This is a genomic window from Candidatus Pelagadaptatus aseana (assembly GCF_040362265.1).
Lineage (GTDB): Bacteria > Pseudomonadota > Gammaproteobacteria > Pseudomonadales > Cellvibrionaceae > Pelagadaptatus > Pelagadaptatus aseana.
The window spans coordinates 88,307-113,946 of record NZ_BAABNJ010000002.1 but is presented as its reverse complement, the minus strand read 5'-3'; the positions used below and the strand labels follow the sequence as shown (position 1 = coordinate 113,946).

Below are 25,640 nucleotides of genomic sequence, written 5' to 3'. Positions count from 1 at the left end.
CAAGTATTTAACCAATCATTACACTCAGGTATTTAACCGCATAATAATTATGGCTTATATCACGGCTCTTTTTGCTGCTTTTCAAGCTTTTTGTTGGTGTGATAGACAAAATTCTGAATCGCGGTGAGCATGCCGCGCATGATATTCAATTCCATCTGATCCAGACGGATACGGCTGTAGAGTCGGCGCATCCGAGTCATGGTCTGACGGGGATTCTCCGGGGTAAAGAAACCAAGGTCCGTCATGGTTTCCTCCAGATGCTCAAAATACATCTCCACATCTTTGTGACGGGCTGGCGGCACATCCCAGTCATCGAAGTGCGGCTCTTTACCCTCTGCCAGAGTCAACATTGCCATGCGCACCTCATAACAGAGTACCTGCACCGCAGTGGCCAGATTCAACGCGCTGTAATCGGGATTGGAGGGAATGTGCACGTGATAGTGACACTTGTGCAGCTCATCATTGGTCAAGCCCCGGTCTTCGCGGCCAAACACAACCGCTACGTCGTGGGTTTTGGCCTCGTGGATGGCTTTTTCACCAAACTCGCGGGGAGTAAACAGCGGCCATGGAATACGGCGACCACGAGCACTGGTACCCACTACCAGACCACAGTCACCAATGGCCTCTTCCAGAGTATCCACCACAATGGCACTGTCGAGCACATCCACCGCACCCGCTGCCCGCCACACCGCGCGATCGGCGGGATATTCTTTCGGGGCAACCAGATAGAGGCTGGACAACCCCATGTTTTTCATGGCGCGGGCCGCGCCGCCAATATTGCCGGGATGGGTGGTATTCACCAGAACCACCCGAACCTTTTTCAGCAGCTCTTCGGCGGAACCACTGGCAGAAATACGGTGCTCAGACATAACCAAATAGGGTTTCAGATCAAAAAGGGCGCGCATTGTACCAAACACAACGCCCGTTAACACGCTTTGGGCTATGCTATTGGTTCCGGGAGCGCTATAATCCGCCGCCTTTGGCCTCCCGCCACAAGTTAACCGTTTTAACTGTGGTTGCGAGATCGGCCCGCTCTTTTACATACAATCGTTGAACCTATTGATATTGGATGGTGCCCCATGGAACCCATGCTAACTATAGCGCTGCGCGCTGCCCGCAAAGCCGGTGAATTAATTGAACGCGCAATGGAGCGCGTGGACGTTGTTTCTTTCGAAGAGAAAGGCCGCAACGACTTTGTGACTGAAATTGATCAGGCTTCCGAAAAGGAAATCATCTATCACCTGCGTAAAGCCTACCCGGACCACACCATTGTGGGCGAAGAAACCGGACGCAGCGAAGGGGACAGCGATTACGAGTGGATCATCGACCCACTTGATGGCACCACCAACTTTATTCACGGCATTCCCCACTTCGCTATTTCCATCGCCTGTCTCTATAAGGGCCAGATTCAGCACGCCGTAGTTCTCGACCCAATCAAACGTGAAGAATTTACCGCCAGCCGTGGCAAGGGTGCCGCTCTCAACGGCCGCCGCATCCGTGTATCCGGTCGCAAGGGCCTGTCTGGCGCATTAATCGGTACCGGCATCCCGTTTAACGGCTACGCCTACGACAATATGATGCCCTATCTGGCCGCTCTGAATGAGATTGCCGGCCAAACCGCAGGCATTCGCCGCCCGGGCGCCGCATCTCTGGACCTGGCCTATGTCGCTGCCGGACGTTTTGACGGCTTCTGGGAGATGAACCTGAAATCCTGGGATATCGCAGCCGGTTTGCTGCTGGTTAAAGAAGCCGGCGGTATGGTCAGTGATTTCCGCGGTGGCAATGACTGCATGAAGAGTGGCAACGTTGTGTGCGCCTCACCGAAAGTGTTTAAACCGTTGCTGCAGGTTGTTGGTAAACATATGGGGAAAATTTAATCCCCGCTGCGTAAAACAAAAAAAGGGGCCATAGGCCCCTTTTTTTGTTTCTGATCAGACAATAACTCAGCCAGCTAAGGACAAATCAGCAAACTTTTGCTGCGAATAATCCGCATCACCAAACAGCACATTGATCATCATCAGGCGCTTAACGTAGTGACCCACATCCAGCTCATCGGTCATACCAATACCACCGTGAATCTGAAAAGCCTCATCGCCAACCAGTTTACCGGCACGGCCCACCATAACTTTCAAAGCCAGCACATCCTGAGCTGCTTCCGGCTTGCCCTCAGCCACAGAACAGACCGCGCGATAAAGCAGTGAACGGGTTTGTTCACAGGCCATAAACATTTCCACCATACGGTGCTGCAAAGCCTGAAACTTACCAATAGCCACACCAAATTGTTCACGGGTCTTGGTGTACTCAACGGTGGTATTTTTCAGTTTATCCATAATGCCAACCGCTTCAGCGCCTACCGCTACAGTAGCCTCCTGAACCACTTTTTGCAGCAGTGCCACACCCTGATCCTGCTCGCCAACCAGATCCGCGGCAGCAACAGTCACATCCTTGAACGCGACATTGGCAACCATCTGGCCATCCATCATGCGGAACGGGGTTTTAGTGACACCTGCTGCACTGGCATCCACCACAAACAGTGAGACACCTGAATCACTGATGGACTCGCCACTGGTGCGCGCAGCAACAATCAGCTTATCGGCCGCAGCACCATTGATAACCACAGACTTTTCGCCATTGATGACAAAACCATCACCACTGGACTGGGCAGTGGTTTCAACATTATTGAGATCGAAGCGACTCTGCTTTTCCGCAAAGGCGACAGCACCCTGTAGCTCCCCACCAATGATGGCAGGAATCAGGTTTTCCTGCTGTGCCGCCGTGCCACCATCGCGCAGCAAACCACCGAACAACAGAACCGTCGCCAAATAAGGTTCCAGCACCAGGCCTTTACCCAACTCTTCCATAACCACAACGTTGTCGGCCACACCGCCGCCAAAGCCGCCCTGCTCTTCGGTAAAGGGTACCGACAACCAACCCAACTCGGCAAAGGTCTGCCAGTTTTCTGCACTGAAACCTGCGTCGCTCTTGGCCAGTTTTTCGCGGGTGGTAAATTCGTACTGATCCTGAACAAATTTGCTGATGCTGTCACGCAGCATGTTTTGCTCTTCGGTAAATGAAAAATTCATAACGTCTTATCCTTTTTCTCTTATCAGCACTTACAGGCCAAGTACAAACTTGGAAATGATGTTTTTCTGGACTTCGTTAGAGCCGCCATAGACGGTTGCCGCGCGTCCATACATGTAGGAAATGCGAGCCTCATTGGCAAAATCATGACCACTGAGGTCTGCTTCGCCCTGAAGCGCCTGGGCTCCCATGTGGTAACCCGAAAGATCCATCCACATCTTTTGGATAGACTGCTGGATTTCGGTACCTTTGATTTTTAGCAAGGAAGACTCGGCACCCGGCGCACTGCCAGATGCGGTAGCCGCCAATACACGCAATTCGGTGTACTCCAGCGCCATCAGCTCGACTTCAATGTCGGTCAGATTTTTGCGGAATGCGGGATCTTCAATGATCGCCTTACCACCCGAGAGAATCTCAGCCGCGGCAGATTTCAACTCGCGAATCTGGCGCTTGGATTCAGCCACGCCCGCAATCGCGGTACGCTCGTGTTGCAACAAGGCCTTGGCGTAGGTCCAGCCTTTATCCTGCTCACCGATGCGGTTGGCAACCGGCACACGCACATTATTGAACTCCACTTCGTTCAAGGTGTGGCGATTATCGATACCGATGATCGGATTGACCTTGATCCCGGGGGACTTCATATCGATCAGCAGAAAGGTGATGCCGTCCTGATTCTTACCACTGGAATCGGTGCGCACCAGACAGAAAATCCAATCGGCGTACTGAGCGTAGGTGGTCCAGATTTTGGCGCCATTGACGACGTAATCATCGCCATCCAATTCCGCCTTGGTCTTGAGTGACGCCAAATCGGAACCGGAACCCGGCTCTGAATAACCCTGACACCACCAGTCATCGCTGTTGAGAATGCGCGGCAGGAATTTTTGCTTCTGCTCTTCGCTGCCAAAGCCATAGATCACAGGGGCAACCATGCTCAAACCAAACGGAATGGTATCGGGCGCACCAACCAGAGAGCGTTCATTTTCATAGATATAATTCTGGGTTGGCGTCCAGCCTGCACCGCCATACTGGGTTGGCCAGTTGGGGGCTACCCAGCCCTTGTCATTGAGCTTTCTCTGCCACTCAATTTGCGCATCTTTATAGGTGGCTTTGTCATCCAGCCTTGCTTTTAATTCATCGGTAAAAGTCTCTGTCAAAAAGGCTCTTACTTCTTCGCGAAACGCCAGATCTTCGGCGGACAATGTCGTATCCACAATTAATCCTCTCGATGTTACTGTTTAATCATTGTTTGTTTTGACTGCGCCCTTGCTCCTGAACACGCTGGCGATTATTCGCTACCGTATCCCGGGCCATGACCGCGGTGAACTCTTTAAAAACTTTGGCTTCGTAGGCCAGACCGGACTGCAAATCGTGCTGCCAGCCATAATCCATGGTGTCACGAATACTGGACATGGCCCGCGCGTCATTACTCAACATGGCATCGGCAAGCATTCTGGCCTTATCCATCAATTCTGAAGCCGGAACCACGTGATTTACTAACCCCCAGGACAGCGCCTCCTCGGCAGAAATAAAGCGACCTGTGAGGCTTAACTCTTTGGCGCGACTGATGCCAATCAAACGGGGGAGTTTTTGGCTCATTCCCCAGGAGGGAACCAAACCAACACGGGCGTGGGTATCAGCAAATTTGGCGGTATCACTTGCGATAAGAAAATCGCAAGCCAGCGCCAACTCAAAACCGCCAGTAATGGCACAACCATTGACGGCACCTATGACGGGACAGCCGCAATTTTGGACCGACTCAATGATGTCGCAACTGTCCAATCGCTCGAGAAACTGATCAGTACCTTCAGACAACTCTTTCAAATCCAGGCCTGCACAAAAAGCCCGATCGCCTTCTCCGGTAATAATGACAACCTGAATACTGGTATTGGATTTGACCTGGTTAAAAGCATTCGACAACTCCAGCAACAGATTGCTGGACATCGAATTCATCGCTTGCGGCCGATTGAGTCGAATGGTCGCGACGCCTGAATCCACTTCGAAAAGTATTTGTTGATATTGCATGAAACCTCCCGTGAGAAGCTCACCTTAACAACACTCAACACCCCGGCTAACGACTGATACTGACAACTTTTCTGACAATTTCTATCGGATAATTGTTACAATAGGAACGATTGACAGGGCCGTCGCAATAACAACAAAAATCAAAAAGGCACTTAGACCCACACAATGAAAATTAAACAGGAACTGTACTTCTACGTCGGCATATTTATCAGCGTAATCATTGTCACCTCACTGGTAACCTATTACCCGTCGACCGGCGGTGTATTTGGCAGCGAACGCGGAGGTTACAGCAACAAGGTAACCGCCCCTCTGGGTCTGTTTGCCGGCCATGACATCTGTATTGAGGCCATTCACAAAAACGCCAACGGCAAAGTCATCACCCTGACATCCGACGATAGAACCGCCAAATATCAGGGTTACAACGACTCCAATCAAATTACGTTTATCGCAGAAGTCCAGCCGCCCAATCGCCCATTTCTATCTGAGCAACGCTCGACCGTGCATGTATCCTTTCGCTGCACGACGTCAGCCAAGACCAACAAACTTTTGAGCTTATCCCAACACGTGGACGATATTCACGGCATCAATCAACAGTAACAAAGCTGTTTTAGGACAGCTTGGCGATGACCGGATTGGCGTAGATCCCCAGCAGGATATCCCTCTGCAAATCGTCAACTTTGCATAGGCGGGCCATCAGCGCCAGCTTTTGCGCATGGAAGTTTTCACTGTCGAACGCCTCCTGAGACGCCCCAACGGGCAAGTCACTGGCTTTGCCTGTGAGCATCTCATAAGCCAGCAGGTTACTTGGGTGCAACACGTAGTTATCCCAGATCTGACGATCAATTTCAGCCGCCACCTGATCTGTTGACTCGTATTCACCAGCAAGAACATCACCAAAGGCTACATGGACTGAGCCTTTATCACCGGCAATGCCCGCCGCAATACTGGCCACGTCTTCATGCTCGGACTTTTCATAATTGCCGGTCTGCTGCAGGGTGTGGAGCTCATTGGTTTTCGCCGCATCACAGGGGTCCCACTCATAGGAGATGGCTACCGGCACAATGTTTGATTCACCGATGTAGTCCGTGAGACTCATGGCCTTTGGCTTACTCAAGGCCAACATGCTGATCACCGCAGCGTTGGTGGCATCACGGCCATCTTTGGCCCGACCTTCACGCTGGGCAATCCAGAGATTGCTTTTTTCTTCAACAATGGAGTGGTGCATATAAGCCGACAAATGCTTGGAGGCTTTGAATTTTTCCCGATTGGTTTCTGCTGAGCGATTGACAATAAAACTCTTGTTCAAACGCATCAAATCCGACACATAAGGCTTGGTGAGCAGATTATCACCAATGGCAATCCGCACGGTGTCGTAACCGTTTGAATGCAGTGCCCAGTTAATAAACGCCGGGTCCATAGCAATGTCGCGGTGATTGCTGATAAACAGGTAGGGCTTATCGGGATCCAGCTTATCCAACCCGGAAATGCTGAAATGATCGACGCGCTTTTGCATCATCCGATCAAGATAACCGGAAACCAGTTGCTGTAAACCGGCAACGGAATCAATGCCATGCAACTGTCTCTGCAGCGCCTTACTCACCAGCGGTTTGAGCAACCAACCCATGCCGCTCGCCGCCTTGGGAAAGCGCAGACGACACAGTGCGTTGATCAGCTCCGGATCTTTCACCAGTCGATCCAGTGCCGGGCGCACTTCGCTGTCATTGTAGGGGCGAATATCATCAAAATTGGACATGGGGGTGGTAACTCTTACTGCAGTATTCAAGTGGGCTGCCGCGTCGATTTTAGACTGGCCGGTCATTTGGTGGCGCTATTTTCCCGCAAAACGGAAAAAAACTACAGCCCATTCTCCCGAATAACTTCATCCAGCGACTCTTGCAGCGCAATCATGCCATCTTGCAACTGCTCATCGCACAGATAAGGCGCGGGCCCCAGGCGCAGCCATTGACCGTGATAATCGGTATGCACCCCGCGATCGCGCATCTTCTCGCAAAGTGATCGGGCATGGGGACTGGTCAGTGCCATAAAGCCCCCCATGTATTCAACATCCACGGGCAAATCAATTAACTCCGCTGGCAAATCAAGCTCCCTGAACGCTTTCGCGATCAAGCTCATCTGGTGGTAATTGACGTCTGCGAGAAAATCCACGGTCAGCTCCCTGTCTTTAAAATAATCCAAAACCAGACAGGCTCGAAAATAAGGTAATGCATCAAAGGTGGAGCCATCAAAACTTCTGGCCCCTTCGGGGTAGACCAGCGGCTGTGTTGACGCCTGCTGACCCAGCGCATCAAAATGGCCAAACCAACCCGTCACCACCGGTTTAAAAGTACGGCCTTCGGGTACGTGCATAAAACAGTTGCCGTTCCCCATCTGACAATATTTTGCACCGCCACCCACCACAAAGGCTTGCTGCAGATTGTAATCGCGCATCGAAAACGGCTGCACATTGACACTCAGATAGGCATCCACAAACAACTCCGCCCCGAATTTCTGACACAGAGGCAAGAGAGTATCGAGCTCCAAAGCCTGCTGACCGGTAATAAAGTTGACGGATGACACACAGACGGCGAGGGTATCGTCGTTAATCTGGGCGGCGATTCGCTCTACCAGATCACTGGCTGGCATGGCCGGCACCCTCACCAGCTCAATGGACATAGCCTGCGTCAATGCCGCCAGCTGTCTGGAAATAGAGGGATGCTCCATATCACTGGTGACGATACGCCCCCCTTTGTGCAGGGGTAATGCAGATAGAAACCGGACAAACAGATCATGAACACTGGACGCCATGGCAATATCTCCAGCGTCCCCCTCCAACCGATTGGCAAATCCGCGTCGCAGTCGATCGGTTCGGGCAAACACCTCATCCCAGCGTTCTTCACCGTATTTGTTCAGACAATCCCAGTGTTCGTGATAGGCCTGTTCACAAACATCGGGCAAAGCCTGATGTATGTGGCCGGTTAACATGATCCGCTGGGCAACGGCGGCGTGGGTGTAATCTTTAGAAAGCAGGTTGGGGTATTGGCGGATGTCCTGAAGGCTGGTCATATCTCGTTCTTTATTGTTCTGGGGCTACCGGCATCACCACCGGCCTTAATCCTAATTATAGGACTGCCTTGGCGCCTTTGCAGTGTGATCTGGGATAAATAACCCGGTAAAATGGCCACTTAAACCGACAATGGAGCAAATGATGATCGCAAGCCTGGGCCAGTTAATCGATGCCATGGGTGTTGAATGCCAGATATTCGATATGGGGCGTCGCATTCAGGAAATCAGCAAGACCACTTTTCAGCAATTTGAGCATCAGGATATCCCCTACCCCAGTCCTTACACTCAAAAAGCCTGGCTTGGCATCAGCTTTTGGCCCGCGGACACCCCAGAGGCACTGACGCTCTGGTTTATCCAGCTGCCTCTGGATGAGCAGGGCAAGTTACTTCAGGCCGAGCGTGACCGCTTTCTGCAACAGCTGTTGGTGGGTGCCGGAAAGAATCTCCAGGCCGCCAAGCAGGGCAACCAATTCGAAGAAGTACTCAAGGGCAACCCCTATATCTTTACCCCGACACCCGAAAAGCAGGCGAGCATTAACGCCAAAATCCGGCAGAAGCTTAACCTCGGCCACAGCCAATACTTCGATGCCGCCATCCATTATCTGCAGAGTGACCTGAACAACTGGCAGGAATTGCCCCTGCAGGGACTGGCGGATGTAGCCTGCCACTGGAGAGAACTGCAAGCCCAACTTATTCAGGCCATTCCCGAATTGCCGGCACAACCATTGATCAGTCTGTGTCAACTGCTTGAAAGCGAGCCTCTCAACTCCGAAGTCAGCGCTGCACTGTATCAACGTTTGACCGGCTTACTGGCAGACACCGGATCAGTCAAAGACGACTCCGTAAAAAGCCAGATCATTGCACTGGTCAGAGGATTGTCCCATGCCACTGACATGGAGCTGAAACAGGAGGCTCTCAGGCAATGTCTCAATAGCCCTATCGCTTCCGACACGGAACTGCTCAGCACCATCGCCAGTCGCTGCCACATGGATCTGTTTGAACCCAGAATCTGCCAGATATTTCTGGAAAATCTGGCCCAACAACCCCCAACCGTGTTTAACGCACTGTTAAAAGACCTGCTGTTTATCCCAGCTTTGCGCCCCTACCTGTTGGATAACCTCAATCGCCACCCAAGTCCTGCGGTAAAATCGGCTTTCGATCAATTCACAACTTTAATTCGAAAAAATATGCACTAGAATTAGATACTTAGAGCAGATAACTCCGCACCAACTCAGATAAGAACAATTACCCTATGGATATCCTTGTCGTTGAAGACAGCACCAGTTTGCGTGCCACCATGAGCCACATCATTAAAGAAGCCGGTCATACCGCCCTTCAGGCAGAATCTGCGGAGCAGGCACTGGCGCTTCTCAAGGAGCAGTCGCCAGATATGATCCTGATGGATGTGGAACTGCCCGGCATGGATGGTTTTGAGGCAACCCGGCACGCCAGAAAACACTTGGGGGACAACTGGATACCCATCGTTTTCCTGACGGGCAAAAGCAGCGATCAGGACTATTTGCGAGGCATTGAAGCCGGCGGTGATGATTACATCATCAAGCCAGTCAGTGCGGTCATTCTCAAAGCCAAGATCTCAGCCATGGGGCGCATTGTCGAAATGCGGAACCAATTGCAAAAACTCAATCAGGAACTCGAGGCGCTGAGTCAAACCGACGGCTTAACCCAACTCTATAATCACCGCACCTTTATCCATCTGGCCCAGAAACAATGGGGGCAGGCCAACCGCTCTGGTCAGGCCGTGGCTCTGATTATGCTCGACATTGACCACTTCAAGCTCTACAACGACCACTACGGTCACCCGGCCGGTGATGAATGCCTAAAGAAGGTGGCCAAGGCACTGGAGAAGGTCGCGAAAAGGCCCGGGGACATCATTGCACGTTACGGCGGCGAAGAATTCATTATCTTTTTGACCGATACCGATGCGGAAGGGGCCAGACAGGTCGCCGAAGGCATCCGGGCGGAAATTGAAGCCCTGCAAATACCTCATGCCGAATCCCCAACCAATACCGTGGTAACCGCCAGCATTGGTGTTTCCACTTGCAGCAGTACCTCGGCAAGACGCCTCAACGACACCATAAAGCACGCCGATGTATTGCTCTACAATTCCAAGAATCACGGCCGCAACAGCGTCAGCGTGGATCAATACTTACCCTCCAAAACCATTTTGTTGGCCGATGACGACCCGTTTATCGTCAAGGTCATCAGCAGTCAGCTGGGCAGTCACTGTAAGGTGATTACCGCCAGCAACGGCTTGGAGTGCGTGGAATTAACCCGGGAGAACAAGCCCGATTTGGTGCTGCTGGATATTATGATGCCGGAAATGGACGGCCTTGAAGCCTGCCGACAACTCAAAGACAACAAGGAAACAGCCCGCATCCCGGTGATTTTGATATCCAAGTTGTCGGATCAAGATCAGTTGCAGAAAGTTAAAAAATCCGGGGCCAATGCCTTTTTGGAAAAGCCCATTGAAGAACTCCGACTGCTGTCAAAGATCAATCATTTTTTGACCTGAGCCCCTCGAGAGATTAATTCACATACTGGTTTTCAGGCAGAACCACAGCAGACAACGGGTGACATAGGCATCGGACTCATCACCGCCAATCTCGGCCCGGCTTAAGCTGCCATCACCATTGCTGTCGATACTCTCAAACAAACCGAGATAAGAGCGGTATTCAGCGACTGTTACCACTGCATCACCATTGGTGTCGAGCTTGTTAAAGCGAGATTTCAACAGCGCCTGACGACGCGCCTGATCCACGGCTTCGTATTCAGCAAAATTAATCTGGCGATCGGTATTGGCGTCCATCCGCTCAAACATTTGTTGCTTGTGCGCCACGACTTCCTGCTGGGTAATGCGCTGATCACCATCCACATCGTACTTGGCCAGCAACCAGGATTGCTCAGCGGAGGCCAGAGAAGCAAACAAGACTCCGGACATCGCCATTAGCAGTTTTTTCTTTAGGTCGGTCATTGCAAACCTCCTGCCTCTTTTGAATCAATGGCAGTCAGTTTATCGGGGACGATCTCAAAAAGCGGTTAACCGGTTCACAAAAACGATCAAAAGCTGATCAATCAGACCTCAGCGTCCGCTGTACCAGGTCACCGGATGGGCGTATTTATCAACCTGATCGGCAACGTTCAAGACCAACGCAAACAACGCCATGCGTACCAGAACACCGTTATCCGCCTGACGGAAAATGGCCAGATTGGGGTTTTGGTTGAGGTCATTATCCAACTCGTTGGCGTCGGCTCGGGAGTCTCTCGGCAAGGGGTGCATGATTACCGTATTGGGCTCGCAGAACTGGGTATAGATAGCCTGATTGAGACGAAAGCGGCCGCGATAAAGATCGGCTTCTTCCTTGGACTTAAAGCGCTCTTCCTGAATTCGGGTGGAATAGGCAATGTCCACATGGGTAATACTGTGGGTCAACTCTTCGGAAACCGTCACGTCGTGACCGGCTTCGCGAAGCTTTTCAACGATATCCTCCGGCATGGCCAGTTCGGGAGGGGATACCAGAGTAACCTGCACATTCTGGAACAGGCACAGCAACTTACACAGGGAATGAACCGTTCGCCCATGCTTGAGGTCACCGATCATGGCAATCCGCAAGCCATCAATGCCACGGTTTCTGTCTTTCAACTCCTGACGGATGGTGTAGAGGTCCAGCAACGCCTGACTGGGATGTTCGTTGGAGCCATCGCCGCCATTCAGCACAGGAACACGACTGGCGGCCGCAAATTCTGATACAGAACCCTCTTCGGGGTGACGCATGCAGATCACATCACTGTAACCGGACAGAACCCGAGCCGTGTCGTAGAGGGATTCTCCTTTGGTGATGGCTGAATTCTGAAAGCCGGTGGTTTCGCGAACCTCTCCGCCCAGCAGATTAAACGCAGCACCAAAACTCACCCGAGTACGGGTACTGGGCTCAAAAAACATATTCCCCAAAATGGCCCCTTCCAGCACCCGGGTAGCCTTGCGTCGCAGGGCATAGGGTTCCATAGCATCGGCCACTTCAAAAATACGCTCGATATCGGATCGTTCGAACTGGTTGATAGAGAGTATGTGAGCCCCGGTAAAGTCCATGCCACCGCCTTGTTGATTAAATTGCAAATTGATCGATTGCTTCTGACCGCTATTGTAGCGATAGGGTTCAAATTGCTCCACGCGAATTTCACATTTGGCGCATAAATAAGCTAACATTCACCTTTTATGACAGGCGCGACGGTCAGGCCTTAAGGCGACTCTCTTTGGAGTTTATTTTCCGTCCAACTTGCCGATAATTACGTTATACCGATTGTTTAAGGAATTCGAGTGTCAGCGCATACGCCAGCAACTCTGGTCAAATTCTGCTCAGCAGAAACCGCACAGAAAATACTTTCATCTCAACAGCTGAGATGGAGTGCGCCCAGCCGTTTTGATGATCCGTTTGAGCTCAATCACGAGTCCCAGCTCAACTTTGACCCTCACAAACTGCTGGACAGCGCGATCAAAGCGGCTTCGTCGATGATCTTTGCTCCGGACGATCCAAGGGGTAATACGCCACTGATCAATGCCATCAGGCGCTGGCGCGAGGAGGAGCGTTTCGACTCCCCGGAAGAAGCGACCGATGTACTGCGCGAACTGTTGTCTCGCATTGTCGATCACCGTCAAAAATCCATTGACCAGATGATGACCGACTGGCGCAAATTTACCCGCACCCTGCGCATTTGCAGCCTGACTGCCAAAGTCGACAATCTATCTGCCTGGCAGTACTTTGCCGATCATCACAAAGGCATTGCCATTCGTTTTCATGTGGGTGAATACAATCTACTCAAAGATCCGGTACAGGTTAAATACAAGCCCGCCAGACCGGAGATTTCAACACTGAAAGACGAGCTGCAAGTAGTTATGGGCGGCAGTCATCACGCAGCACAGAATCATTTCTCTGAGAAGTTTTCCATCAAGCCGACTTTCTGTTCTTCAGAGCAGGAGTGGCGCTGCATGGATCAAATTCAGGAGCAACCGGGAGCCACACCAAAAGATGAAAGTGACTGGTTTGAAGACCGCCGCTTTGAACGCAGTGAAGTTGACGCTGTCTATTTTGGTGCTTACACCCCGCCAGCGGCTAAAAAAGCGGTCTATTCACTTATTAAAGATCAGTACAGTCAGGCCAAGGTTTTCCAAGCCAAAGCCGCGGCCGATAAATACGAACTGGAATTCGAGCGCATTGCCAAATAAAGCAATTTGCACATAAAAAAGGCGACGTATTACACGTCGCCTTTTTTTGTTCTGCCGATTTCATCCAGCCAGTAACCCCTGACCATAAAGCAATAAATCCTCAAGGATCGCATTTTCATTTTGCGTTAAATCCCGCTCGTGTCGCAATTCGGCTACGCGCTTATATAACTGATCCACAGTAATACCCGCCTCCGCCTCGGGATCGGTCAGACGCTTTACTCGCCAGTTCTCCCATTCCTGTTGTTCTTGCGGCGTCAAGGTGTGCGCAAAGTGGCGGGCTCGATAGCGAAACATCATGGTCTGTAAGCGCGTGTCAGAAAATTCACGCTCAATAGCAGCCAGCGCATCCGGCGTGGCTCCTCTGACCTTCTGGCACAGGCGTTTATCTTCATCTTTAAGAAAACCGCCATAGAGCTGCTGTTCAGGATCCTGTGACTCCTTAAAAATTTGCCCTGTGTAAACTGACTGTAATTTGCGCGCGATATCAGCCCCGCGCAACTGCTGCCAGTGGCTTTCGCATTGTGCCAAATCAATATTCCAGCGCGCTGCGGCCTTTTGATCCAACAACTTAACCGTAGCCAGCACCGGACATTTGTTGACATGCACCACCTTGAGAGGAATCCTATCAACACCCTCTGGCAAATCTTCCTTGCGGGTAAACAAGCGCTCGGCAATTTGTTCTGCGGTTAACGTCAGCAACTCTTCGGGAGAAGCCGACAAATCAAACACTACCACACCGTTTTTATTAGTCGGATGCATAGCCAGAGGAATAACCACCGCCGCACAGCCGTTCTCAGCCGGGAACATGGAAGAGATGTGCAACAACGGTTTGCGGTTATGCAAATCTATCAAGGCATTAACCCGGTGCTTGTCGCGCAACTGATAAATGTAATCATACAGCCCCGGCTGTTTCTGCTTGATCAGCCTGGCAACAGCAATGGTTGCATGGACATCGGACAATGCATCGTGAGCATCCTGATGCGATAGGCCATTGGCTTGTGTCAGATGCTCCAGTTTGAAACTGGGTCGACCATCTTCGTGTACCGGCCACTCTATTCCCTCCGGCCTGATAGCACGTGTCAGTCGCACCATATCGATAATATCCCAACGCGAATTACCGTTGCGCCACTCTCGCTCGTAGGGATCATAGAAATTTCTGTAGAGCGTGTAACGGCTCACTTCGTCATCAAACCGCAATGTGTTGTAACCCACACCACAGGTTCCCGGCGCCGATAATTCAGCGTGCACTCTGGCAATAAACTCAGGTTCGGATACACCTTCTGCCAACGCTTTTTGCGGGGTCAACCCCGTCACCAGACAGGCATCCGGTTTCGGCAGTACATCCCGGGTTGGCTGACAGTAAAGCATCAATGGAGAACCGATAACGTTCAGATCTTCATCGGTTCGAATACCTGCAAACTGTGAAGCCCGGTCTTTGGCGGGGACTTCCCCCCAGGTTTCATAGTCATGCCAGTAGAGTGTTTTCATAAACTTTTGACCTGCATACAAGGCATCCAATTTGAACTATTGGACATAGACAACCGAGACTACAGGAAAGACAAAAAATTAAAAGCCAGCCCAAAGTAGGAATGGATAAAGAAGCGCAGGACTACTCGGCAATCCAGTCAAGTAATGGTTGCCACTGCTGTACATCTTTGGCGACCCGACTGGGGGGCAAATCGAACACACTGACACCGCTATCCATCGCTTTAATGTAATTTTGCGTATCGCGAATGGAAGTAATCAGAGGCACATTGACCTCGTTGAGAAAGGCATCAAGTACTTTAAAATAATTGGTATTGGCTTTGACCCGATTGGCAACCAACCCCACACTAAGCCCGGCATCTTCCATCCAATGGTTGCGATTCAGCGACATCAAAAAGCGAACCCCGGCCTTGATATCAGTGGGCGATGGCAACATGGGGATAATCAATTTATCGCCTGAACGGGCGATACCCTGAAGCGACTCCACACCAGCTGCAGCGGGTAAGTCATGGATAATATAATCGTAATCGTCATCCGCCTGCTCACCACGACTGGCAATAATCGGAACAATTCCAGCGCAACTTTTGGGGCGGCAACGTAGCCAGTCTGCCGATGACTGTTGTGGATCATGATCAACCAGCGCGACACTGGCACCGCGTCCGGCGTAGCAACTGGAGAGCTGGGCAGCCAGTGTGGTTTTGCCACACCCACCCTTGGGGTTTGCAACAAATATTTGCTTCATTTCCCTTTGGTACCGCCAATAATCCAGATCTACTGCCAACATTTAACCACAACTCTATGAATCTCCGGAGACTTAAAGTCCCGATACAGAGTATTTCGGCAGCAACTTAATGATATTGAGAAATAAAATAAGAAATCAGTAACCTGGAATATCCGCGTCTTTGGCATCCTGATGTAAGCGCAAATAATCGACCAACTGTTGATTGGTCTTATACAGCCGGCGACAGCTTTCCCGGGCAATATTTAAAATAAGAATGGAAAACAATGCCTTGTCAGTTTCAAACAGCTCGCCCAGAGTTTCACCGGAAAGCACCAGTAACTCGCTGTCTTCCATGGCAACCGTTGTGGCCGAATGGGGCTGAATGCCAATAACTGAGGTTTCTCCAAAACAGGTTCCCGGCTCCAACTCTGCCTTGGTCAAACGCAGCCCGGCCTCGTCAAAAACCAGCTTGACCCGCCCCTTCTCTACAATATAAATGTAGGTCGCGCTCTCCTTCTCGCGAAAGATCACCTCACCCTCTCTGTAGATGACTCGCTTAAGACGGGTAAAAATCTGATGCAGTTGTGACTCTTGCAGGCCACCAAAAATAGGTATCTTTTGCAGAAGCGGCAAAACTTCCGAAAAGCTTGTCAAAGACTCCTGAGCGACCTTTTCACTCATAAGACACCTTGGTATTCAATGATCCAGCTGGGAAAACCATCCTAGCCTGCAGAAAGTAACTCAATCTTATAACCATCGGGATCTTCCACAAACGCCAGGATGGTACTGCCATGCATCATGGGGCCAGCCTCACGCACGACCTTACCACCATTACTGCGAATATCCTCACAGGCCTGATAGACATCAGTCACCTCAATGGCAATATGACCATAGGCTGAGCCCATCTCATAAGCTTTGGTATCCCAATTGTGCGTCAACTCCAGCACAGTGCTGTCGGACTCCTCGCCATATCCGAGAAAAGCCAGAGTAAAACGGCCATCGGGAAAATCCTTGCGTCTCAGCAATCGCATCCCCAGAACTTCAGTATAGAAGGTTATGGAAGCATCCAGATCAACTACTCGCAACATGGTATGTAATAAACGCATAATCGGCTCCTAGTGATGATTATGGTGGTTCATTTGTGAATGATCCATGGAACCATGGTCCATATTCTCGTGATCCATAGACCCGTGATCCATAGACCCGTGATCCATCTTGGAATGATTATAAGGCACCCAGATGGTCCAGACCCCAAAAGCAATAATCAGCAACGCCATGAATGTACGCAATGCCTTTTTCTGGATGATGTGCTTCAGCTTTTCAGCGAAGAGGCCCGAGGCCAATACCGTCGGCAGAGTCCCCAGACCGAAGGCCAGCATGACGCCCATTGACCCAGCTGGGTTGCCCTGAGCCATACCATAGGCCAAAGCGGTATACACCAGACCACAGGGAAGCCAGCCCCAGATCATGCCCAGCAACATTCCCTGACCTGTATTTTTTACTGGCATCAAGCGTTTACCCAATGGCTGAACATAGCGCCACAGCAAGCCACCCAACTTCTCCAGATAGGTCAGCCCCTGCCACCATCCAGCCAGATACAGCCCCATGGCAATCAACAGCAGGCCCGCGATCACTCGCATCGCACTCAAGTCATGCCCGCCTGACAGCTGCAGGCTCAACAGCCCAGCCAGCAAGCCGATCAAACCGTAACTGGCAATACGGCCAATGTTATAACTCAGGAGAATTCGCCAGCGCTTGCCGCGCTCTGCTTCGGGGATCGAAAAACTGAGTGCCGCCATAATACCGCCACACATACCGATGCAGTGCATGCCGCCCAGCAAGCCAACCAGAAAAGCTGAAACGAAAGGCATCAGAAACGGCAGCTGGTCCATCAGAATATCCATATTGTCCCTTACTGCTTGGTTTCTTCGGAATCAGGGGTTGCGACTGCAGAAGTCGCATCCCTGCCCTTAGACCCTTCGACCGGAGGGTGATCATCATCAAATAGAATACGGTGAGCCTCTGTGTCGAGATCATCATACTGGCCACTGTTCACAGCCCAGAACAGAATCTTTACGGCAATCACCACAAACACCAGTGCAACAGGCACCAGTAAATACAAACTTTCCATCTCTTATACCATCAATGAGGCGACATCTTAGAAATACGCAGCGCATTAAGTACCACCAGCAAAGAGCTGAGGGACATACCTATGGCTGCCGCATACGGAGGCACCAACGCCATAGCCGCCAAAGGTAACGCCAGACCATTGTACATCAGGGCCCAGGTCAGGTTCTGCGCAATGATCCGACGGGTTCGCACAGCACAATCAAAGGCTCTGTCGAGGGCCATCAGATCATTACTCAACAGAATACTGTCGGCACGGGTCTGAGCAAGGTCGGTTGCACCACCCATGGCAACTGAAATGGCCGCACCACTTAAAACCGGTACATCATTGATGCCATCACCAACCATCAATACATGGTGCTGAGTATCCTGCAAACTTTTAACATAGCGCAGCTTGTCATCAGGCGACATATTCGCCTGCCAATCATCAAACCCCAACTGACCCGCTACACGCTCCACCTCTGCACTTGCATCACCACTGAGCAGCTCAACGCGAATCCCTCTTTGTTTGAGCGCATGCACCAATGGCTGAGCCGAATCTCTGAGCCGGTCCTGCAAACACAACCAGTGGTATTGAACCACAACAGCATCATCAAGCTGCGCCAACACCAGCCACTGACCTGACTGCTCTGGCGAAGCGGAGTCGGCCTCCTCACCCAGCGCAAATTCAGGCTTACCCAAACGATAGTGCACACCCTCCACCACACCGGCGACTCCCGCACCAATAATCTGTCGGGTAGAATCTGCTCGCAACGCCCCGGACCATTCATTAAAGGCTCTGGCAATGGGGTGACGTGATCCCTCTTCCAATGCAGCGACAACATTCAATAAAGATTTTGCATCAGCCAGCTCGATCTGGTGAAGAGTCTCCCCATAAACTGCAACCAACTGTGGCTCACCTTCGGTCAGCGTTCCGGTTTTATCAAATATCACGCGATCAATACTGGGCAACTCTTCCAGCACATGACCACGGGTCACCAGCAATCCATGTCGTCGCAGCCAGGCGATTGCGGTAGTCAGGGCCGCCGGGGAAGCCAATGACAAGGCACACGGACAGGTAACCACCAGTACTGAGAGGGTCACCCAAAAAGCTTTACTGCTATCAATAAAAAACCAAACGCTGGCAACAAGTGCGGCCACCACCAAGACCACCGCCACAAAATACCCGGCCAGACGATCCGCCATAGCCACCTGCGCAGGCTTTTCCTGCTGGGCCTGCTCTACCAGTCGTTCAATAGCTGACAGCCGGGTCTGTTGCCCCACTGCTGTTACCCGAATTTCCAGAGCACTTTCTGTGTTGATGGTACCGGCTATCACCTGACTGCCAGACTGCTTCTGAATGGCCTCCGCCTCACCGGTCAACAACGCTTCAACGACACCACTTTGTCCCCGTTCGACAACACCGTCGCAGGGCATGGTAGAGCCTGCAGGCACCAGAACCTGATCACCAGCCTCCAGAGCTTTCAGTGGCACAAACTGCCACTCCTGTTCTTGCTCCAACCAACGTTGCGCGGTCAGTGGCAGAATTTGCGCCATGTGAGAACTGTCAATGCCATTGCGGTGGCGTGCGCGCATCTCCAGATAACGGCCGGTCAGCAAAAAGAAGGTGAACATGGAGACCGAATCGAAATAGACCTCACCACCGCCAAACAGGGTCGCCCAGACACTGGCAGCATAGGCTCCGCCAATAGCAAGAGATACCGGGACATCCATCACCAGATGTCGTACTTTGATGGCTCGCCAGGCAGCCACAAAAAATGGTCTGGCACTATAGAAAACCACCGGCGTGGCCATAATCAGGCTCAACCAGCGAAAAAAGGCTTCCCAGGATGCTTCTGCGCCAGTGTAGAGCGTCACGGCAACCATGCTGACCTGCATCATGCCAAACCCGGCAATGGCCAGTCTCATCAGGGCCTGACGTTTTTCTTTTTCCTGTAGCGCCAACTGGCGGTCTTCGGTGGCGGGAATGGGTTGATAACCAATAGAGGCCAAAGCCTGCATAATCTGGCTCAACTGAATTTTATTCACATCCCAGTCCACCAGACAGCGGTGAATCGAGGCATTGACCTTGACTTGAACTACACCCTCGAGACTGGATAAAAATTTCTCAATCAACCAGACACAGGCAGCACAGGAGATGCCCTCGAGCAGGAGTGAGGCTTGCATAACGCCCGGTGCAACCTCCAGTGCAAACTCCCGTTGCACGTCCGGGGCGTCAAACGCAACAAAAGAAACATCCGCCTCATCAGGACGGGCGCTGGATTCTGTACGAAAATTATAGAATTGCCCCAGGCCACCATCGACAATGGCAGAGGCTACAGCCTGACAACCGGGACAGCAAAAACTGCGCTCCTCGCCATCGATCGCGAAAGAGTAGTGGGAATGTGGCGGGACACTCAGACCGCAATGATAACAATCACTCATCGCCACCAAAGGCCAACTGGTTGCCAGAACTCAGATCAATCTCGCCGACAATACGCCATTTGACCCCGGAACTGTCCTCAGGCACTACCGGTGAAAGGCGGATATACCAGCGGTTATCCATGGCATGATCCAGCTCGGCAATGTAATAGCCTTCAGAAACTTTACGCATGGTCAGGCGCAGATCGTAATCGGCCTCAACCGGATGATCCAGTCCCAGCGCCAAAGCCTCTGGTAAGACTGACATATCGTCAGCGGTTAGCTTAAGTATGACTTCACCAACCGTCATATCGAAAACCAGCTCACCAGTCAGGCCCAACTGCTTGGCAGCCAGATCTTCTTCAATACTCTGATTAATCATGCGCCCGACTTTGTAGTAATTATCTTTGACCACATCGTCTGCGCCCTTGAAGGAAATCGCCAGCAATCCCGCGCCAACAAATACAATAAGAATCAAAGGCGATAATACAAACCAGGCCCAGGTCTGACGGTACCAGGGTTTAACATCTAAGGAATCGGTATTACTCATAAACAATTCTGAACTGATCAATAAAAAGCCACCGCATTATGCGGTGGCCATATCATACGCTATTTGCAAACGACTTACGCTACTTACCGATCACTTCGAAGGTCCGATAAAGCTGGCTTCTTCAGTGGCCGTTATTGATGCATCGTCCTTGGCGGTGACAGTGATATAAACCGTGGTCTTGGTTTCCTTGAGCTGTTCTTTCGGCACAGAAATCCGAACCGGCATGGTGAAAATTTCACCTTCTTCCAGCTCCAACGCCCGGAAGCCTTTCAGTTTAAAATCGCCATCACCCGATACAGAGATGTCATAGGCGTGGGCATCACGATCCATATTATTGATTTTCACCGTGTAGACATTCTGAACATCACCCTTACTGATGCGATACATTTTGGTACCACGATCCCGAATGACATCCACAGACACCGGCTGACGATTTCCAATCACATAGATAAACGCCACAATCATGGCAATCACGGCAAAGCTGTAGCCAAACAGACGCGGACGAATAAAGTGGGTTTCACCATTCTCCAGTTGGTCCTGAGAGGTAAAACGAATCAGACCGCGATCATAATCCATCTTGTCCATGACCTGATTACAGGCATCCACACACAAGCCACAGTTAATACATTCGTACTGCATGCCATCGCGAATATCGATATCCACCGGACAAACCTGAACACACCAGGAACAGTCAATACAGTCCCCCTTGCCCTCGGCCTTATAATCGGTGTTTGGCTTGCGAGGACCGCGAGCTTCACCACGGGCCTTGTCATAGTGCACCGCCAGAGTATCGGAATCATACATCACCGCCTGAAAGCGGGCGTACGGGCACATGTACTTACACACCTGCTCACGCAACCAACCTGCATTGGCGTAGGTAGCGACCATGAAGAAGAAAGTCCAGAAAGCCGCAGCCGGGTGAATATCCCAACTCACAAAGCCATCGGCACCAATGGTGGGCCACAACCCTGTTAAGAGCTCCCTGACACCATAGAAATAACCAACGAAGGTCACCCCCGTAATGAAGGCGATAAGAAACCAGAGAAAATGCTTACTGCCCTTGCGCAGTATTTTCTCCGTATTCCAGGCCTGCTTGTCGAGTTTGATCATCTTATTGCGATCGCCTTCGCAAAAATGCTCAGCCCAGATAAACATCAGAGTCCACACTGTCTGCGGGCAGGTAAAACCGCACCAAACCCGGCCAAACAGCACCGTTACGGTAAACAAACTGAAGGCGGCAATAATCAGGATCCAAGCCAACAACATGCCATCCTGAGGCCAGAAGGTCATCCACAGGATGTGGAATTTACGGGCAGGCAGATCAAATAACATGGCCGGACGGCCATCAATCACCAGCCACGGCATCAGCAAAAAGCCGATAATCAGAGGCAGACCCGTATAGCGGCGAATACTCTGATAGAAACCGGAGATCTTGCGCGTATAGACCTTGCCCTGATCCTCATACAACATCCGATAGCGGATATTGGGTTCATCCTTTTCTTCCACTGTAGGAATCTTTTCGCCCATGGGTACCTCTCCCCTCAATCTAATCTGGTGGCCAATGTAACAGCCTGAGAACTTCGGAAATTTGATATAGATTAGATTTTACTAATTTAAACTGAATTCACTAACGAGTATTTCAAATAAGTCTGTTCGATAAATTTTAGGCCAAAAAAAGCCCCTTATTTCAAGGGGCTTTTTCAACTACTCAAACAACCAAGTAATTACTCTTCGTCCTGCGACAGACTGTAGACGTAGGCGGTGAGAAGATGAATCTTCTCTTCGCGCAGCATCTCCTGCTGGGCAGGCATCTTATTGGCACGACCATTACGGATGGTGTGACGGATGTTCTGGGCAGTACCTTCGTACAACCAAATATCATCGGTCAGATTAGGCGCACCGACAGCCTGCATGCCTTTACCCTCGGCACCGTGACACGCTGCACAGTTTTGGGTAAATACCGTTGCACCAATCTTGGCTTTTTCAGCGTCGTGCTCCAAGCCTGACAGAGACAGTACGTACTCTGCAGCAGCCTGAACATTGTCTTCACCAATGATCGGGCCAAACGCTGGCATATTACCCATACGGCCATACACCAGAGTGTGCTTGATTGCTTCAGGTGTACCGCCGTAGAGCCAATCGTTATCGGTCAGGTTCGGGAAGCTGTAGTTACCACCGCCGTCAGCGCCGTGACATACCGCACAGTTGTTGGCGAAGATACGGGTACCCATTTTCAGCGCGCGAGGATCCTGAGCCAGCTCTTCAATAGGCATGGCAGCCAGTTCCTGATAGATGCCACCGAATTGCTCCTGTGCTTTCTGCTCTTCACGCTCCAACTGGTTAACGGAAGTCCAGCCCAACAGACCTTTCCAGCTGCCCAGTCCCGGATACAGAGCCAGGTAAATCGCTGTAAAGATCAGGGTGCCAACAAACAGCTGGAACCACCACTTTGGCAGCGGGTTATCGTATTCCTGGATACCGTCGTAGGTATGACCAGTGGTTTTGTTTTCGGGATCATCGTCATCGCTAACAGCAACTTTACGGTTACTGAACAGCACCCAAGTCACCAAGATCAGGTTGATCAGGGTCAGACCGATAATCCACACGTTCCAAAAAGTACTCATAATTATTCCTGCCTTACTTCATCATTTCTCAGACGAAGGGGTTTCAGAGTCAGTTGAAGGTTCGTCGGCAAATGGCAAGTTAGCAGCATCCTCAAAACGCTTTTTGCGTCTTGGGGCAAAAGCCCACCAGCAAACACCAGTAAACATGACGGCAATTAATACCGTTGCGAATGCTCTTGCGTCATTAATATCCATAAGTAAACCTTCAACCACTTGCTCGTGTTATTAACGTTGCTCTTAGCGCTTCTTCTGCAACAGAATGCCCAGCTGTTGCAAGTAAGCAACCAGAGCATCCATTTCAGTAGTGCCATTCACTGCCGCTTTCGCGCCAGCAATATCTTCATCGGTATAGGGTACGCCCACAGCACGCAAAGCAGCCATTTTCTTACCCGTGTCTTCACCAGTGAGGATATTGTCGAACAACCAAGGGAACGCCGGCATGTTGGACTCAGGTACAACGTTACGCGGGTTGTACAGGTGAGCCTTGTGCCACTCATCAGAGTAACGTCCGCCTACACGAGCCAGGTCAGGGCCAGTTCGCTTGGAACCCCACAGGAATGGGTGATCGTAAACAGACTCACCGGCTACAGAGTAGTGACCGTAACGCTCAACTTCGGCACGCAGAGGGCGAACCATCTGCGTGTGACATACGTGACAACCTTCACGGATGTAGATGTCACGACCTTCCAGCTGAACAGCAGTCCACGGCTTCATACCTTCGATTGGCTTGGTGGTTTCATCCTGGAAAAACTGCGGAACAATTTGTACCAGACCACCGAAGCTGACGGCCACAACGGCCAACAGCATCAACAAACCAATATTCTTTTCTACTACGTCATGATTCTTCACTGCGGCTCTCCTTATGCTGCTTGAGGCTGTGCACTAGCAACTTCATCTTCGTCGCTAGTCAGTGTGCGATAGGTGTTGTAAGCCATCAGCAGCATGCCGATCAGGAAGAAGGCACCACCAAGGATACGAACGAAGTAACCTGGGTAGCTAGCCTCTACCGACTCAACAAAGCTGTAAGTCAGAGTGCCGTCAGCGTTAAATGCACGCCACATCAAACCTTGCATGATGCCGTTCACCCACATGGAAGCGATGTACAAAACAGTACCAATAGTAGCCAGCCAGAAGTGGGTATAAATCAACTGAGTGCTCCACATTTTGGTCTTGTTGGTCAGTACTGGCAGCAAGTGATAGATAGCACCAATAGAGATCATGGCAACCCAGCCCAAAGCACCGGAGTGTACGTGACCTACGGTCCAGTCAGTGTTGTGAGACAGAGCATTAACAGTCTTAATGGACATCATTGGGCCTTCAAAGGTAGACATACCGTAGAAGGACAGAGAAACCACCAGGAAGCGCAGGGTTGGATCCGTGCGCAGTTTATGCCAGGCACCGGACAGGGTCATGATACCGTTGATCATACCACCCCAGCTTGGAGCCAGCAGAACCAGAGACATCACCATACCCAGGCTTTGCGCCCAATCGGGCAGCGCTGAGTAGTGCAGGTGGTGACCACCGGCCCAGATGTACATGCTAATCAGCGCCCAGAAGTGAACGATGGACAGCTGGTAAGAGTATACAGGGCGACCGGCTTGCTTAGGTACGAAGTAGTACATCATGCCCAGGAAGCCTGCAGTCAGGAAGAAACCAACCGCATTGTGACCGTACCACCACTGGATCATCGCATCCATGGCACCGGAGTACATAGAGTAGGATTTGAAAGCGCTTACAGGCACAGCCATGTTGTTAACCACATGCAACAGGGCAATCACGATAATGAAAGCACCGTAGAACCAGTTGGCAACATAGATGTGAGACGTCTTACGCTTGACAATGGTCCCGAAGAACACAATGGCGTAGGCAACCCAAACCAGAGTAATCAGAATATCGATGGGCCATTCCAGCTCAGCGTATTCTTTAGCAGAGGTAATACCCAGAGGCAGAGTAATGGCTGCACTGAGAATAACCAGCTGCCAACCCCAGAAGGTGAATGGCACCAGAAAACCGCCAAACAGAGACGTTTGACAGGTGCGCTGAACCACGTAGTAGGAGGTTGCGAAAAGAGCACAACCACCAAACGCGAAGATCACCGCATTGGTGTGCAGCGGTCGCAGACGCCCAAAGTGCGAATACGGCTGCAGAATGTCATTCAATTGTGGCCAGTACAACTGTGCCGCAATCAAGACGCCGACTGCCATTCCGACCACGCCCCAAACGACGGTCATCACGGCAAATTGGCGGACTACTTTGTAGTCATATGCTGGCTGATCGCCAGACGTTGCCAAGTTACTACTCATAGTGTCTTCCTAGTTAGTATTTA

General features: G+C 51.1%; 26 protein-coding genes. 5 read left to right on the top strand and 21 right to left on the bottom strand.

Features of this window, described 5'->3' with window-relative positions; genetic code table 11:
• Nucleotides 1–59: 59 nt before the first annotated feature.
• Nucleotides 60–869: a tRNA (cytosine(32)/uridine(32)-2'-O)-methyltransferase TrmJ gene (trmJ, locus tag ACPXV9_RS03090; RefSeq protein ID WP_423895034.1), complete on the bottom strand. Its 810-nt coding sequence runs from the start codon at nt 867–869 to the stop codon at nt 60–62.
• Nucleotides 870–1,079: 210 nt separating this feature from the next.
• On the opposite strand from trmJ, the gene ACPXV9_RS03085 reads away from it, so the two are divergent.
• Nucleotides 1,080–1,877, top strand: coding sequence for an inositol monophosphatase family protein (locus tag ACPXV9_RS03085; RefSeq protein ID WP_423894488.1), 798 nt, complete (start codon nt 1,080–1,082; stop codon nt 1,875–1,877).
• 66 nt (nt 1,878–1,943) lie between these two features.
• Here the strand turns inward: ACPXV9_RS03085 and ACPXV9_RS03080 are convergent, their stop codons facing one another.
• The 3 genes from ACPXV9_RS03080 to ACPXV9_RS03070 are packed head-to-tail and all read right to left on the bottom strand — an operon-like array spanning nt 1,944 to nt 5,103.
• Nucleotides 1,944–3,083, bottom strand: a complete 1,140-nt coding sequence (locus tag ACPXV9_RS03080) for an acyl-CoA dehydrogenase family protein (protein WP_423894486.1) — start codon at nt 3,081–3,083, stop codon at nt 1,944–1,946.
• A gap of 30 nt (nt 3,084–3,113) precedes the next feature.
• On the bottom strand, nt 3,114–4,292 hold the full coding sequence (locus tag ACPXV9_RS03075; protein ID WP_423894484.1) for an acyl-CoA dehydrogenase family protein: 1,179 nt from the start codon (nt 4,290–4,292) through the stop codon (nt 3,114–3,116).
• 28 nt (nt 4,293–4,320) lie between these two features.
• Nucleotides 4,321–5,103, bottom strand: a complete 783-nt coding sequence (locus tag ACPXV9_RS03070) for an enoyl-CoA hydratase (protein WP_423894482.1) — start codon at nt 5,101–5,103, stop codon at nt 4,321–4,323.
• Between the two features lie 165 nt (nt 5,104–5,268).
• On the opposite strand from ACPXV9_RS03070, the gene ACPXV9_RS03065 reads away from it, so the two are divergent.
• Entirely contained in the window at nt 5,269–5,700 is a 432-nt protein-coding gene (locus ACPXV9_RS03065) for a hypothetical protein (RefSeq protein WP_423894481.1), read from the top strand.
• Between the two features lie 10 nt (nt 5,701–5,710).
• On the opposite strand, the gene ACPXV9_RS03060 is transcribed toward ACPXV9_RS03065, so the two are convergent.
• Nucleotides 5,711–6,856, bottom strand: a complete 1,146-nt coding sequence (locus tag ACPXV9_RS03060) for a 1-acyl-sn-glycerol-3-phosphate acyltransferase (RefSeq protein ID WP_423894480.1) — start codon at nt 6,854–6,856, stop codon at nt 5,711–5,713.
• Between the two features lie 101 nt (nt 6,857–6,957).
• Nucleotides 6,958–8,166: an aminotransferase class V-fold PLP-dependent enzyme gene (locus ACPXV9_RS03055; protein ID WP_423894479.1), complete on the bottom strand. Its 1,209-nt coding sequence runs from the start codon at nt 8,164–8,166 to the stop codon at nt 6,958–6,960.
• Nucleotides 8,167–8,308: 142 nt separating this feature from the next.
• Here ACPXV9_RS03055 and ACPXV9_RS03050 point away from each other — a divergent pair, with 142 nt between their 5' ends.
• A complete protein-coding gene (locus tag ACPXV9_RS03050) occupies nt 8,309–9,361 on the top strand; it encodes a DUF3549 family protein (RefSeq protein WP_423894477.1) in 1,053 nt (350 codons plus the stop codon).
• A 56-nt stretch (nt 9,362–9,417) separates the two neighbouring features.
• On the top strand, nt 9,418–10,698 hold the full coding sequence (locus tag ACPXV9_RS03045; protein WP_423894476.1) for a response regulator: 1,281 nt from the start codon (nt 9,418–9,420) through the stop codon (nt 10,696–10,698).
• Between the two features lie 18 nt (nt 10,699–10,716).
• On the opposite strand, the gene ACPXV9_RS03040 is transcribed toward ACPXV9_RS03045, so the two are convergent.
• Nucleotides 10,717–11,157, bottom strand: coding sequence for an EF-hand domain-containing protein (locus tag ACPXV9_RS03040; protein WP_423894474.1), 441 nt, complete (start codon nt 11,155–11,157; stop codon nt 10,717–10,719).
• Between the two features lie 108 nt (nt 11,158–11,265).
• Entirely contained in the window at nt 11,266–12,273 is a 1,008-nt protein-coding gene (locus ACPXV9_RS03035) for an aspartate carbamoyltransferase (RefSeq protein ID WP_423895032.1), read from the bottom strand.
• 228 nt (nt 12,274–12,501) lie between these two features.
• On the opposite strand from ACPXV9_RS03035, the gene ACPXV9_RS03030 reads away from it, so the two are divergent.
• Nucleotides 12,502–13,407: a DUF2971 domain-containing protein gene (locus tag ACPXV9_RS03030; RefSeq protein ID WP_423894473.1), complete on the top strand. Its 906-nt coding sequence runs from the start codon at nt 12,502–12,504 to the stop codon at nt 13,405–13,407.
• Between the two features lie 60 nt (nt 13,408–13,467).
• On the opposite strand, the gene sbcB is transcribed toward ACPXV9_RS03030, so the two are convergent.
• The 13 genes from sbcB to ccoN form a co-directional block, all read right to left on the bottom strand.
• Nucleotides 13,468–14,895: an exodeoxyribonuclease I gene (sbcB, locus tag ACPXV9_RS03025; protein ID WP_423894471.1), complete on the bottom strand. Its 1,428-nt coding sequence runs from the start codon at nt 14,893–14,895 to the stop codon at nt 13,468–13,470.
• 121 nt (nt 14,896–15,016) lie between these two features.
• On the bottom strand, nt 15,017–15,634 hold the full coding sequence (locus tag ACPXV9_RS03020; RefSeq protein WP_423894469.1) for an AAA family ATPase: 618 nt from the start codon (nt 15,632–15,634) through the stop codon (nt 15,017–15,019).
• 135 nt (nt 15,635–15,769) lie between these two features.
• Nucleotides 15,770–16,294 (bottom strand): cyclic nucleotide-binding domain-containing protein, encoded by a 525-nt coding sequence (locus ACPXV9_RS03015; RefSeq protein ID WP_423894468.1) that lies wholly within the window; start codon nt 16,292–16,294, stop codon nt 15,770–15,772.
• A gap of 41 nt (nt 16,295–16,335) precedes the next feature.
• The gene (gloA, locus tag ACPXV9_RS03010) at nt 16,336–16,719 is read right to left on the bottom strand and encodes a lactoylglutathione lyase (protein ID WP_423894466.1); all 384 of its coding nucleotides are present in this window, start codon (nt 16,717–16,719) and stop codon (nt 16,336–16,338) included.
• Between the two features lie 9 nt (nt 16,720–16,728).
• Nucleotides 16,729–17,517, bottom strand: a complete 789-nt coding sequence (locus ACPXV9_RS03005) for a sulfite exporter TauE/SafE family protein (RefSeq protein ID WP_423894464.1) — start codon at nt 17,515–17,517, stop codon at nt 16,729–16,731.
• Between the two features lie 8 nt (nt 17,518–17,525).
• Nucleotides 17,526–17,744 carry a cbb3-type cytochrome oxidase assembly protein CcoS gene (gene ccoS / locus ACPXV9_RS03000; RefSeq protein WP_423894462.1) on the bottom strand — a complete coding sequence of 73 codons (219 nt, stop codon included), beginning with the start codon at nt 17,742–17,744 and terminating at the stop codon, nt 17,526–17,528.
• 11 nt (nt 17,745–17,755) lie between these two features.
• A complete protein-coding gene (locus ACPXV9_RS02995; protein WP_423894460.1) occupies nt 17,756–20,164 on the bottom strand; it encodes a heavy metal translocating P-type ATPase in 2,409 nt (802 codons plus the stop codon).
• Nucleotides 20,157–20,690, bottom strand: coding sequence for a FixH family protein (locus ACPXV9_RS02990; RefSeq protein ID WP_423894459.1), 534 nt, complete (start codon nt 20,688–20,690; stop codon nt 20,157–20,159). The genes ACPXV9_RS02995 and ACPXV9_RS02990 overlap by 8 nt, the downstream gene beginning before the upstream one ends.
• A 90-nt stretch (nt 20,691–20,780) precedes the next feature.
• On the bottom strand, nt 20,781–22,217 hold the full coding sequence (gene ccoG, locus ACPXV9_RS02985) for a cytochrome c oxidase accessory protein CcoG (protein ID WP_423894457.1): 1,437 nt from the start codon (nt 22,215–22,217) through the stop codon (nt 20,781–20,783).
• A 197-nt stretch (nt 22,218–22,414) separates the two neighbouring features.
• Nucleotides 22,415–23,314, bottom strand: a complete 900-nt coding sequence (gene ccoP, locus ACPXV9_RS02980) for a cytochrome-c oxidase, cbb3-type subunit III (protein ID WP_423894455.1) — start codon at nt 23,312–23,314, stop codon at nt 22,415–22,417.
• A gap of 21 nt (nt 23,315–23,335) precedes the next feature.
• On the bottom strand, nt 23,336–23,509 hold the full coding sequence (locus tag ACPXV9_RS02975; RefSeq protein WP_423894453.1) for a cbb3-type cytochrome oxidase subunit 3: 174 nt from the start codon (nt 23,507–23,509) through the stop codon (nt 23,336–23,338).
• Nucleotides 23,510–23,551: 42 nt separating this feature from the next.
• Entirely contained in the window at nt 23,552–24,163 is a 612-nt protein-coding gene (gene ccoO, locus ACPXV9_RS02970) for a cytochrome-c oxidase, cbb3-type subunit II (RefSeq protein ID WP_423894449.1), read from the bottom strand.
• Between the two features lie 11 nt (nt 24,164–24,174).
• A complete protein-coding gene (gene ccoN, locus ACPXV9_RS02965) occupies nt 24,175–25,617 on the bottom strand; it encodes a cytochrome-c oxidase, cbb3-type subunit I (protein WP_423894448.1) in 1,443 nt (480 codons plus the stop codon).
• Nucleotides 25,618–25,640: the final 23 nt, after the last annotated feature.